This is a genomic window from Streptomyces sp. URMC 124, assembly GCF_051386455.1.
In the GTDB taxonomy this organism is placed as follows: Bacteria; Actinomycetota; Actinomycetes; order Streptomycetales; family Streptomycetaceae; genus Streptomyces.
The window spans coordinates 19,454-33,030 of record NZ_JBPQTS010000005.1 but is presented as its reverse complement, the minus strand read 5'-3'; the positions used below and the strand labels follow the sequence as shown (position 1 = coordinate 33,030).

The 13,577-nt window shown below is 75.8% G+C and carries 3 protein-coding genes; 2 read left to right on the top strand and 1 reads right to left on the bottom strand.

What is annotated here, in order from left to right; genetic code table 11:
* Positions 1-7: 7 nt before the first annotated feature.
* Positions 8-2,797 (bottom strand): AAA family ATPase, encoded by a 2,790-nt coding sequence (locus ACSNOG_RS01865; RefSeq protein WP_436750717.1) that lies wholly within the window; start codon positions 2,795-2,797, stop codon positions 8-10.
* Positions 2,798-3,320: 523 nt separating this feature from the next.
* Here ACSNOG_RS01865 and ACSNOG_RS01860 point away from each other — a divergent pair.
* Positions 3,321-8,840 carry a type I polyketide synthase gene (locus ACSNOG_RS01860; protein ID WP_436750716.1) on the top strand — a complete coding sequence of 1,840 codons (5,520 nt, stop codon included), beginning with the start codon at positions 3,321-3,323 and terminating at the stop codon, positions 8,838-8,840.
* Complete coding sequence (locus tag ACSNOG_RS01855; protein WP_436750715.1) at positions 8,837-13,570, top strand: type I polyketide synthase; 4,734 nt, start codon at positions 8,837-8,839, stop codon at positions 13,568-13,570. The genes ACSNOG_RS01860 and ACSNOG_RS01855 overlap by 4 nt, the downstream gene beginning before the upstream one ends.
* The last annotated feature ends 7 nt before the right edge of the window (positions 13,571-13,577 follow it).

Sequence of the window (13,577 nt, the reverse complement as noted above, 5' to 3'; positions counted from 1 at the left end):
TATCCGCTCAGGCGGTGCCGCGCACCGCGGCCGACCGGGCCGCGGGCGCCGGGTCCGACGGCGTCGGTATCCGGTACTCGATCACCTTGGACGGCAGCTCGGTGCGGCTGGCCACGTTCAGCTTGCGGTACACGCGCGTGAGGTGCTGCTCGACCGTGCTGATGGTGACGTGGATGCGGCTGCTGATCTCGCGGTTGGTGTAGCCGAGCGCGGCCAGCGCCGCGACCCGGCACTCCGCGTCGCTGAGGGCCGGTGCGGCGCCGGGGGCCTCCGGCTCGGGCCGCTCCAGGCGGTTGCCGACCGGCGAGTCGATGCGGCACACCGCGGCTTCCTGGGCGGCCTGCTGCGCCAGGAGCCGGGCACGGGGGAACTCGCCCAGCTCGTAGTGGGCGGCGGACAGCTCGGCGTAGGCGAGGGCGAGTTCCAGCCGGTCGCCGCAGACCTGGAGCAGATCGACGGACTCGCGCAGGAGGGCGGTGCGGTGGCGCAGCTGGCTCGCCCCGGCGAGGACGCGCAGGGTGACGGCGCGCGTCCGGGAGCCGAAGCCCCCGTGCTGCTTGAGCTGTTTCTGCGCCCAGTCCTTGGCGATGCGCTGCTTGCCGATGCGCAGGTTCGCCTGGGCGAGGTCGGTGCGCCAGGGGATCATCGCCTGGAGGCCGGCGTTGCGGTCCTGCATGAGCTGGCCGCAGGTCTCGAAGTCGTTGAGCGCGGCGAAGGCCCGCCCGGTGGCCAGGTAGTGGTGTCCCCTGGCGCGCAGGTACTGCACGCCGAAGAGCGTCTGGAACATGCTGTCCGGAACCTTGCGCTGCAGCAGGTCCGCCGCGGCCTCGTGCCGGCCCCGGGCCGTGTACGCGAACAGGGCCGTCGACAGCGGCAGTCCGGCCAGCACGCCCCAGCCCTGCGGGTGCAGCAGGCCGAGGGCCTCGACGGCCTTCTCCGACGCGGTCTCGACGTCGCCTTGCAGCAGGGCGATCTCGGCCCGCACGGCGCCGAGGACGGCCTGCCAGGTGGTGGATTCGCGCCGCCCGGCGTCGGCCAGGAGGGAGTCGCACACCTCCGCCGCCGTCGCGGGCCGGTCTGCGTGCGCGATGACCATCAGGGAGATCGTGGTGAGTTCGAGCCGCAGGTCGCTGAGCTGGTGGCTCTGCAGGGCCTCGGCCACGTGCGTCACGGATTCGTCGGTGACGGTGCCGCCGGATCCGCCGGCCATGAGGGCGACACTCGCCCACAGGCTGCTGGTGTGGTCCACCACGGTCGGTTCCAGGGGACTCGTCCTGCCGGTGTCGCCGCGCTGCCCGGCCCGCGGCGCGCCGTAGAACCACTGTCTGACGAACTCCATCTCGGCCAGGAGCCGGGCGTCCGTCCGCGTGCGCAGGCCGCCTAACGCGCTGATCGTCTCCGCCGCGAGGTCCGTATCGCCCTGCCAGAGCATGTGGCGCAGCACGGTGGCCGTGTCGCGGGTGTCCAGGGAGCCGGCGCGGGCGGCGGGGTAGAGCGGCGCGAGGTGCGGCCCGGCGGCCGCCGGGTTGACCCGCCACACCGCCCGGGCCAGGGTCGCGGAGAGCGCGTGGCGCTCGCGCCGGTCCTTGCACTCCCGCAGGGCGAGCCCGAGGAAGCTCGCGGCCTCCTCGACGTCGTCCGCGGCCAGGGCCTGTTCGGCCGCCCGCCGCAGCACCGCGGGCCCCCAGGGCTCGGGGGCCCGGCCCGCGGCCAGCAGGTGCCGTGCCACGTCGGCGAGGGGATCGCCCACCTCGTAGCGCAGCTGTGCGACGTCGCCGTGCAGGCGCGAGCGCTCGCCCGCCGCGAGGCTGCTGAGCACCGCGCCCGCCGCCACCGCGTGCCGGAAGCGGTAGCCGTCGAGCAGCCCCATCGAGGACAGCAGCTCGGCCGCCTGCTGCACCTCGTCCGGGGACAGGCCCGTCACCGCCGCCGCGCCGCGCGCCGAGGCGGCGTCGCCGAGGGCGGCCAGCGCCGCGGCGGTCCGCGCGTGGCCGGGCCCGGTGCGCGACAGGCAGGCCAGCACCGCCTGCCGGTAGGCGACGCTCGCCACCGGCTCCGCGACGTCGGCGCCGAAGCGCGTGGTGTCGTCCAGGAGGGCGCGCACCAGCATGGGGTTGCCGGCGGTCATGCGGTGGTAGCGGGAGCGGGCGCCGGGAGGTAACGGGCGCTCCGACTGCGCGGCGAGCATGCTGCCGACCCCCTCCTCGGAGAGCGGCGCGAGGCGGACCCGGCGGTGCGGGCGGCGGAGGAGCTCGGTGTGGACGAGCGGGTGGGCCGGCCCGTACTGCTCCCAGCCCGTGCACACCACCAGGACGCGCCGGGTGCGGATCCGCTGCAGCAGCGCGAGGACGGCCTGGAGCGAAGCGCCGTCCATGTAGTGGCAGTCGTCGATGCCGATCACTACGGGCCGCTCGTCCGCCAGTTCCACCACGGCCGCGGCGACGTCCTGGACGGCGCGCGCGACGCACTTCTCCCGCTCCTGCCCGGACGGCGGGGGAGTGCTCCCGGCGGAGGTGCGGCAGCCGGTGATCCGGTCCAGCACGTCCGCGGCGACGTCGCCGCTCAGCAGCAGGTCCCCCGCGGTGCCCAGCGGTTGGAACCGTTCGGTGACGGAGGCGGTGGCGATGAGGAGCCGGGCCCCTGCCGCCGCCACCGTGTTGGCGAACTCGTGCAGGAGCTCGGTCTTGCCCGAGCCCGGCCCTCCGCTGATCATCACGAGCTGTCCCGCTCCGCCGGCACAGTCGGCGAACGCCTCGCTCAAGGCTTGCAGTTCTTTATGGCGGTCGAACAGATGCATACATCGCCCCCGCGGTCAGTATTTCCGAGAATCCGGGTTCACCGAACAGCACTGCGGCACTGCAACTCCCGTACCGGGCACCCGTGCACGGATGCCGGCCCCTGTGCAGTCCACCGCATGGTCTAGCCGAAACCGATAGATCCCGCGTAAACGTTTCGTCACCAAAACGGATCACGCGTTCAGCGAACCCCATCGTTCTAGGACATCAGCGAAATATGGACACGAAACCTATGTAACGTGTCGCATGGGTGTCAACGGTAGGCCGGTCCTCCAAGTTCCGTGCCTCCAAGAGTAGGGAAGGTCGTCCCACCGCCCTCGGTTGCCTCACGGAAAGCAAAGTCCGCCCCTTGGGCGCACCCCCTTGCGGGCACCCCTACCCCCCTGCCCGGGCTGGGGGGGATAGGGGTTGGCCCGGCCGTCCGCGGCTCCTTAGCCTCCGATGGGCGGGGGCGCGGACCGAGGAGCCGTGGGAACCCCGCGTTTCCCGAAGGCTTCTGTCGATTCCGATCGGACGGCTGCGCTGGTGAACAACGAGGACCGACTGCTCGACTACCTCCGACGGACGACGTCGGACCTGCGCGAGACGCGGCGCAGGCTGCGCGAGTCCGAGCAACGCGCGCACGAACCCGTCGCGATCGTGGGCATGGGGTGCCGCTACCCCGGAGGCGTCACCACCGCGCAGGAGCTGTGGGAGCTGGTGGCCGCGGGCACCGACGCCGTCTCGGAGTTCCCCGCCGACCGCGGATGGGACACCGACTCCCTGTACGACCCCGAACCCGGGCGCCCGGGCCGGACCTACGCCCGCACGGGCGGATTCCTGCACGACGCCGCGGAGTTCGACGCCGGCTTCTTCGGGATCAGCCCCCGCGAGGCACTGGCCACCGACCCCCAGCAGCGGCTGCTGCTGGAGATCTGCCACGAGGCGTTCGAGGACGCGGGCGTCCTACCGTCCGACCTGCGCGGCAGCCGCACCGGGGTCTTCGCCGGCGTCATGTACAACGACTACGCGACCCGCATCCGGTCCGTCCCCGAGGACCTCGACGGCTACCTCGCCAACGGCAGCGCCGCCAGCATCGCCTCGGGCCGGGTGGCCTACACCTTCGGCCTCGAAGGGCCGGCCGTCACCATCGACACCGCCTGCTCGTCCTCGCTGGTCGCCCTGCACTGGGCGGTCCGGGCCCTGCAGTCCGGCGAGTGCGCCCTGGCCCTCGCCGGCGGCGTCACGGTGATGTCGACGCCCGAGACGTTCGTCGACTTCAGCCGGCAGCGGGGCCTCGCGCCCGACGGCCGCTGCAAGGCCTTCGCCGCGGGCGCCGACGGCACCGGCTGGGGCGAGGGCGCCGGCATGCTGCTCCTGGAACGGCTCTCCGACGCCCGCCGCAACGGCCGGCGCGTCCTCGCCGTCGTCAAGGGCAGCGCGATCAACTCCGACGGCGCCAGCAGCCGGCTCACGGCCCCCAACGGCCCCTCCCAGCAACGGGTCATCCGCCAGGCGCTGGCGAACGCGGGCCTCTCCCCGGCGGACGTCGACGCCGTCGAGGCGCACGGCACCGGCACCACGCTCGGCGACCCCATCGAAGCCCAGGCCCTGCTCGCGACGTACGGCCGTGACCGGACCGAGGGGCGGCCGCTGTGGCTGGGCTCGGTCAAGTCGAACCTCGGTCACACCCAGGCCGCCGCGGGCGTCGCCGGTGTGATCAAGATGGTCATGGCGATGCGCCACGGCGCCCTGCCGAAGACCCTGCACGCCGACGAGCCCTCGCCGCAGGTCGACTGGGACTCCGGGGCGGTGGAGCTGCTCACCGCGCACCGCGCCTGGCCGCAGACCGGAGGGCCCCGGCGGTCGGCCGTCTCGTCGTTCGGGATCAGCGGGACCAACGCGCACGTGGTGCTGGAGGAGGCGCCCGAGGAGGGGACGCCGGGGGTCGCCGGGACGACAGGGGCCGCCAGGACCACCGGGGTTGCCGCGGCCGCAGGGACCGCCGGGGCCGCAGCGGCCTCCGGTGCCGCCGCCCCCGGCGGCGCGGCCTCCACCGAGGCCTCGGCGGGCGAGGCCGTGAGCGCGCCGCCGCTCACGGCCGTCCCCTGGCTGATCTCGGCGCGGACGCCGCAGGCCCTCGCCGGGCAGAGCCGCCGGCTGCGCGAGTGGGTCGCCGCCCGGCCCGGGGCCGGCCCCGCCGACATCGGCTTCTCGCTGGCCACCACCCGCTCCCACTGGGAGCACCGCGCCGTGGTCGTCGGCGAGAACACCGGCGAACTGCTCGCCGGCCTGGCCGCGGTCACCGCCGGTGCCGACGGCGCCGACGGCGCCGGCCCCCGCACCGGCGGGAAGGTGGCGTTCCTCTTCACCGGGCAGGGCTCCCAGCGCCTCGGCATGGGGCGCGAGCTCTACCGCGCCTTCCCCGCGTTCGCCGCCGCCTTCGACGAGGTGGCCGCGCTCATGGACGCCGAGCTGGAGATGCCGCTGACCCGGGTCGTCGAGACGGACCCCGACACCCTGCGCCGCACCGACTACGCGCAAGCCGCGATCTTCGCCGTCGAGGTGGCGCTGTACCGCCTCCTGGAATCCCTGGGCGTCCGCCCGGACTTCCTCGTGGGGCACTCCGTCGGCGAACTGGCCGCCGCGCACGTCTCCGGCGTGCTGTCCCTGGAAGGCGCCGTCGCCATGGTGCTCGCCCGCGGCGGCCTGATGCGTCAGCTGCCGCCCGGCGGCGCGATGGCGGCGATCGCGGCCTCCGAGGCCGACGTGCAGCCGCTGCTCTCCGACCGGGCCGGCCTCGCGGCCGTCAACGGCCCGCGGTCCGTGGTGGTCTCCGGTGCCGAGGACGAGGTGGCGGAGATCGCCGCACGCTTCGCCAGGAGCAGCAGGCTCAAGGTCTCGCACGCCTTCCACTCGCCGCTGATGGAGCCCATGCTGGCCGACTTCGGCCGGGTCGCCAAGGCGCAGGAGTACGAAGCGCCGCGCATCCCCGTCGTCTCGACGCTGACCGGCGCCCCGGCCACGGCCGAAGAGCTCTGCTCCCCGGACTACTGGGTGGACCACGTCCGCCGGCCCGTGCGGTTCGCCTCGGCAATGCTCACGCTGCACGACCTCGGCGTGCGGACCTACCTGGAACTGGGCCCCGACGCGGTGCTGACCGCGATGGCGCGGGACTGCGTGGGCGGCGAGCCGGTGACCGTCGCGACGATGCGCCGCGACTGCGCGGAGGAGCGCGAGTTCGTCGGGGCGCTCGGCCGGTTGCACACCGGCGGCGTGCCGGTCGACTGGGCGGCGCTGTTCGCGGGCCGCGGGGCCCGCCGGGCCGACCTCCCGACCTACGCGTTCGACCGCAGCCGGTACTGGCTGGAATCGGCCGGCAACGGCGGGGACGCGAGCGGGCTCGGCCAGCTGTCCGCCGGCCACCCCCTGCTGGGGGCCGTCACCGAGCTGCCCGACTCGGGCGGCCTCGTGCTCACCGGCCGCCTCTCGCTGTCGGCGCAGCCCTGGCTCGCCCACCACGCCGTGCACGGCACCGTCCTGCTGCCGGGCACCGGCCTCGTCGAACTCGCCGTCCAGGCAGGCGACAGGGCCGGCTGCGGCGTGGTGGAGGAGCTGACCCTGCAGGCGCCGCTCGTCCTGCCCGAGCGGGGCGCCGTGGCCGTGCAGGTGGCGGTCGGCCCCGACGGCGGCGGCCGGCGCTCGCTCGCCGTGTACTCCCGGCCCGCGGACGCCCCCGACGCGCCGTGGACCGGCAACGCCACCGGCGTGCTCGCCCCCGCAGGCGACGCCCCGCCCGCGATCGCGGCCGCCTGGCCGCCGGAGGGTGCCGAAGAGGTCGAGCTGGGCGAGCTCTACCCGGCGCTCGCCGCGGCCGGTTACGGCTACGGCGAGACCTTCCAGGGGCTGCGCGCGGTGTGGCGGCGCGGCGACGACCTGTTCGCCGAGGCCGCCCTGCCCGAGAGCGCGCGGGCGACGGCCGGCTCGTACGGCGTGCACCCCGCGCTGCTCGACGCCGCCCTCCACGCCAGCCTCCTCGGCCTCGGCCCGGGCCAGGCCGTCCTCCCCTTCAGCTGGAGCGGCGTCACCCTGCACGCCGCCGGAGCACCCGAGCTGCGCATCCGCATCGGCAAGTCCGGCGAGGACGCCGTGTCCCTGGAGATCGCGGACGGCACCGGCGCGCCGGTCGCCTCCGTACGGACGCTCGTCGCCCGCCCCGTCGCGCCCGGACAACTGGCGGGCGGCCCGGGGGAGTCGCTGTTCCGCGTCGAGCACGTCCCCCTGCCGCCCCCCGCCGGACCGCCCGCCGCCGTCCCGGCCGTGCTCGGCACGGACGACCTCGGAGTGGCCGCGCCCCTCCACGGCAGCCTCGCGTCGTTCGACGGACCCGTGCCGGACGTCGTCGTCCTGCCCGTCGCCCCCTCCGCGGCGGGGTCCGACGTGCCCACGGCCGTCCGCGCGACGCTCGGCCCCGTACTGACCACCCTGCAGGAGTGGCTCGCCGACAGCCGCTTCGACCGCTCCCGGCTCGCCGTCGTGACCCGGGCCGGCGACCTCGCGCACGCGCCGCTGGCCGGACTCGTACGCGCCGCCCAGGCGGAGAACCCCGGCCGGTTCCTGCTCGTCGACACCGACGGCAGCGACGGCCTGGCCGCCGCCCTGGCCTGCGAGGAGCCCGAAGTGGCCGTACGCGACGGCGCGCTGTCGGCGCCGCGCCTGGCCAGGACCGAGCCGGGCGAACGGCCGCGGTGGCAGCCGGAGTCCACCGTGCTGATCACCGGCGGCACCGGCGGCCTCGGCAGCCTGCTGGCGCGCCACCTCGTCACCGCCCACGGCGTCCGCCGGCTGCTGCTGACCAGCCGGCGCGGCGAGGACGCCCCCGGCGCGGCCGCGCTGCGCGCCGCACTGGAAGAGCTGGGCGCAGAGGTGACCGTGGCGCGCTGCGACGCGGCCGACCGCGAGCAGCTCGCCGCCCTCCTGGCCCGGCACGAGATCCACGGGGTGGTGCACGCGGCCGGCGTCGTCGACAACGGCATGCTCGCCGCGCTGACCCCCGGCCAGGTGGAGCGAGTGCTGCGACCCAAGGTCGACGCGGCCTGGAACCTGCACGAGCTGACCGCGGACCGGGACCTCACGGCCTTCGTGCTGCTCTCCTCGACCGCCGGCCTGCTCGTCGGCGGCGGCCAGGCCAACTACGCCGCCGCCAACACCTTCCTGGACGCGCTCGCGGCCCACCGCCGGGCCGCCGGCCTGCCCGCCGTCTCGATGGCCTGGGGCCTGTGGTCCGAGGCCGGCGGGCTCGCCGAGCGGATGGAGGCCTCCGACCTGGAGCGCATGCACCGCGCCGGCCTGCCGCCGCTGTCCGCCGCCCAGGGCCTGGAACTGTTCGACGCGGCCCTGGACACCGGGAACGCGCTCGTCGTGCCGACGAGGCTGGACCCCGCCGCCGTGCGGGCCCGCCCCGACGGGGTCCCCGCGCTGCTGCGCGGCCTCGTGCGGGGCACACCCCGGCGGGCCGCCGCGGCGGGCGCCGCAGCGGGGACGACGCCGTGGCGGGAGAGGCTGGCGCCCCTGCCGGAGGCGGAGCGGGACCGGCTGCTGACGGAGCTGGTGCTCACCCACGTGGCCGCCGTGCTCGGACACGCCTCGGCGGACGCGCTGGCCCCCGGACGGGCCTTCCAGGAAATGGGCTTCGACTCGCTCGCCGCCGTCGAACTGCGCAACCTGCTGGGCGCCGCCACCGGCCTGGCCCTGCCCGCCACCCTGGCCTTCGACCAGCCGACACCGGCGGCCCTGGCCGCGCACCTCAAGGCCGGGCTCGTCCCCGGGCCCGCCGACGCGGCCCGGGCGATGGTCGCCGAAGTGGACCGGCTGGAGGCCGCCCTGGCCGCCCTGCCCGACGCGGACGGCTCGCACGCGCGCATCACCGCGCGGCTCGAAGCCCTCCTGCGGACCTGGCACGACACGCACGGCGCGCCGGGCGGCACGGCCCCGCCCGAGGACATCGGCGGCGCCAGCGACGAAGAGCTCTTCGCGAGGATCGACAACGAACTGGGAGTCCAGTGATGGAACAGCCGGGCACCGCCGACAAGCTCCGCGACTACCTCAAGCGGGCGACGACAGAGCTCGAGCGGACCCGACGCCGCGTGCGCGAGCTGGAGGAGCGGGAGCGCGAACCGATCGCGATCATCGGCATGGGCTGCCGCTACCCCGGAGGCGTGCGAACCCCCGAGGACCTGTGGCGCATCGTCGCCGACGGCGTCGACGTGGTCTCCGGCTTCCCCGTGGACCGCGGCTGGGACATCGACAGCCTCTACGACCCCGAGCCCGGCCGCCCCGGCAAGAGCTACGTGCGCCACGGCGGGTTCCTGCACGACGCCGCCGAGTCCGACCCCGCCTTCTTCGGCATCAGCCCCAAGGACGCGGCGGGCACCGACCCCCAGCAGCGCCTCCTGCTCGAGACCTCCTGGGAGGCCTTCGAGCGGGCCGGCATCGACCCGGCCTCCGTCAAGGGCACGCCCACCGGCGTCTTCGTCGGCCTGATGCACCACGACTACGTGGGCGGCACCATCTCCGGCAGCATCGTCTCCGGGCGGATCGCCTACACCCTCGGCCTCGAAGGGCCCGCGGTCACCATGGACACCGCGTGCTCCTCCTCGCTGGTCGCCCTGCACATGGCCGTCCAGGCGCTGCGCAAGGGCGAGTGCTCGCTCGCCCTCGCGGGCGGGGCCGCCGTGATGGCGAGCCCCGAGATGTTCGTCGAGTTCAGCGAGCGGCGCGCCCTGTCGCCCGACGGCCGCTGCCGGTCCTTCTCCGAGGACGCCGCCGGGGCCGCGTGGGCCGAGGGCGCGGGCGTCCTGCTGGTCGAGCGGCTCTCGGACGCACTGCGCAACGGCCACGAGGTGCTCGCCGTGGTGCGCGGCAGCGCCATCAACCAGGACGGCGCGTCCAACGGCATGACGGCGCCCAGCGGCCCCGCCCAGATCCGCGTGATCGAGCAGGCCCTCGCCGACGCCCGGCTCGCCCCCCAGCAGGTCGACGTCGTCGAGGCGCACGGCACCGGCACCACGCTCGGCGACCCCATCGAGGCGCAGGCGGTCATCGCCGCGTACGGGCAGGGCCGGCCGGAGGGCCGCCCCGTGCGGCTCGGCTCGATCAAGTCCAACATGGGCCACCCGCAGGCCGCCGCCGGCGTCGCCGCGATCATCAAGATGGTCATGGCGATGCGCCACGGCGTCCTGCCGCGCACCCTGCACGCCGAGAACCCCACCACCGCCGTCGACTGGACGGCCGGCGACGTCGAGCTGCTCACGCAGGCCCAGGAGTGGCGGACCGACGGCGCGCCGCGCCGCGCCGGGGTGTCCTCGTTCGGGATCAGCGGCACCAACGCCCACACCATCCTCGAACAGGCCCCGGCCGCCGAGGAGCAGCAGGACCGGCCGCGCGCCGCCCTGCCCGTGGTGCCCTGGGTGCTCTCCGCCCGCACGGCGGATGCGGTCCGCGCCCAGGCCGGCCGGCTGCTGGAGGCCGACGCCGAGGGCGGCCACGACCCGTTCGACACCGGCTTCTCGCTGGCCACGACCCGCTCCCTGTTCACCCACCGGGCGGCCGTCACCGGCCGCGACCGCGAGGAGCTGCGCGAGGGACTGCGCGCACTGGCCGAGGGCCGGGAGCTGCCGGTGACCGCGGCCGGGCCGGGGCGCCTCGCCGTCCTCTTCTCCGGCCAGGGCTCCCAGCGCCCCGGCATGGGCCGCGAACTGCACGCGGCCTTCCCCGTCTTCGCCCGCGCCTTCGACGAGCTGTGCGCCGAGTTCGACAAGCACCTCGACCGGCCGCTGCGGGACGTCGTCCTCGATCCCGGCTCCGAGCTGCTGCACCGGACGCGGTTCACCCAGGCCGGCCTGTTCGTCTTCGAAGTCGCGCTGTTCCGCCTGCTGGAGTCGTGGGGGATCCGCCCCGACCTGCTCGGCGGGCACTCCATCGGCGAGGTCGTCGCCGCGCACGTCGCCGGCGTGCTGTCCCTGCCGGACGCCGTCACGCTGGTCGCCGCGCGCGGCCGCCTGATGCAGGAGCTCCCGGCCGGCGGTGCGATGGTCGCGGTCCGCGCCGCCGAGGCCGACGTCGCCCCGCTGCTCACCGAGGGCGCCGGCCTCGCCGCCGTCAACGGGCCCCGCTCCGTGGTCGTCTCCGGCGACGAGGACGCGGTGCTGGCCGTGGCGGAGCGGTTCGGCAAGACCACCCGGCTGCGCGTCTCGCACGCGTTCCACTCGCACCGCATGGACGCCATGCTGGAGCCCTTCCGCACGGCGATCGAGGGGCTGGACTTCCACGAGCCCCGGCTGCCCGTCGTCTCCAACGTCACCGGGCAGCTCGCCACCGAACTGACCTCGCCCGCGTACTGGGTCCGGCACGTCCGCGACGCCGTCCGCTTCGACGACGGCGTGCGCACCCTCGCCGCCGAGGGCGCCGTCCGCTTCCTGGAGGTCGGCCCCGACGCCGTGCTCGCCGGCATGGCCCAGGACGCCGTGGACCAGGTCGTCGCCACCCAGCGCCGCGACCAGGGCGAGGTCAAGGCCCTCATCGACGCGGTGTGCAGGCTGCACACCGGCGGGCTGAGCCCCGACTGGCCGGCGCTGTTCGCCGGCGCCCGCCGCGTCGCCCTCCCCACCTACCCCTTCCTGCGCGACCGCCACTGGGAGAACGCCCCCTCGGTCACCGCGGAGCGGCCCGTCGACGAGAACGCCGAGTTCTGGCAGCTCGTCCGCGACGGGGACGCGCCCGCCCTCGCCGCCACCCTCGGCGTCCAGGACGCCTCTCCCGTCGCCACCCTGCTGCCCGCCCTCGCCGCCTGGCACGGCGACCGGCAGGCCAACGCCACCGTGGACGGCTGGCGCTACCGCACAAGCTGGCGCATGCTCTCCGCCGCGCAGGCCCCGGCGGGCGCCGGGCAATGGCTCGCCGTCGTCCCCGAGGACGGCGCCCGCGACGCCTGGACCGACACCCTGCTCGCCGCGCTCGCCGACGGCGGCCTGACCCTGGACGTCCTGCCGGTCCCCGCCGCCGCGCAGGACCGCGCCGGGCTCACCGCGCTGCTCACCGGCCGCACCGGCACGGACGGCGTGCTCAACCTGCTCGCCCCCGCCGCCCCGGCCACCGCGACCGCAGCCCTCGTCCAGGCGCTCGCCGACACCGGCGGCACCGCGAAGCTGTGGACCGTCACCCGGCAGGCCGTCGCCCACGAAGCGCACCCCCATGGCTTCCGCCAGGCGGCCGTCTGGGGACTCGGGCGCGTGGCCGCACTGGAACACCCCGACCTGTGGGGAGGCCTCGCCGACCTGCCCGAGACCCTCGAACCGCACGTCGTCGCCCGGTTCGCCGCCCTGCTCACCGGCGCCGGCGACGAGGACCAGGTCGTCGTGCGCGCCTCCGGGGCCTACGCCCGCCGCCTGGAGCACGCGCCTGCCCGCCCCGGAACGCCGTGGCGGCCCACCGGCACCGTCCTGGTGACCGGCGCCACCGGAGCCGTCGGCGCCGAGGTCGCCAAGTGGCTCGCCGCCGAGGGCGCCGAGCACCTGCTGCTCGTCGGCCGCCGCGGCGAACGCGCACCGGGCGCCGCCGAACTGGTGCAGGAGCTGGCCGCGACCGGCACCAAGGTCACCCTGGCCGCGTGCGACGTCGCCGACCGCGACGCCCTCGCCGCGCTCCTGCACAGCGTGCCCGCGGAGCAGCCGCTGACCGCCGTCATGCACCTGGCCGGCGTGCTCGACGACGGCGTCCTCGACGCCCTCACCCCCGAGCGCTTCGGCGCCGTGCTCGCCCCCAAGGCCGACGCGGCCTGGCACCTGCACGAGCTGACCGCCGGATTGGACCTCTCCGCCTTCGTGCTCTTCTCCTCCCTCACCGCGACCGTCGGCGGCGCCGGCCAGGCCAACTACGCGGCCGCCAACGCCTACCTCGACGGGCTCGCCGCATTCCGGCGCGCGTCCGGGCTCCCGGCCACCTCCGTCGCCTGGGGACCCTGGGGCGGCGCGGGCATGGCCGACAGCGACCACGTGCGCGACGCCGGGCGCGGCCTCGGCATCGCGGCCATGGACCCCGCCCGCGCCCTGACCGCGCTGCGCCGCGCCCTGGAGGCCGACGAGACCACGCTGACCGTGGCCGACGTCGACTGGACCCGCTTCGTACCGGCGTTCACCTCCGTGCGCAGCAGCCCGCTGCTGGCCGACCTGCCGGAGGTCCGCGACCTCAAGCCGGCCGCCGCCGAGGCCCCCGTACCCGACGACTTCGCCCGCAAGCTCGCCGGGCTGACCGCGGGCGAGCGCGAACGCGCCCTGGTGGACCTGGTCTGCGGCCAGGCCGCGCTCGTCCTCGGCTACGCGGGCGCCGGCGCCGTCGAACCGACGACGGCCTTCCGCGACCTCGGCTTCGACTCACTGACCTCCGTCGACCTGCGCAACAGGCTCAGCACCGCCGCGGGAGTGACCCTCCCCGCCACCCTGATCTTCGACTACGCGACCCCCGCCGCCCTGGCCGCGCACCTGGGCTCCGAGCTCGGCGGGGCCGCGGCCTCCGCCGACTCCGTCCTCGCCGAGCTGGACCGGCTGGAGGCCCGGCTCCGCGAACTGAGCGCCGAGGACCTCGAACAGGCCCGCGTCACCTCCCGCCTGCAGACCGTCCTCAACGGCCTCACCGGCACGCTGGCCGGCGGTGACGCCCCGTCGGTCGCCGGACGGCTGGAGGAAGCCTCCGCCGACGACGTCTTCGCCTTCATCGACAACGAGCTCGGCACGACGTGACCCGGAC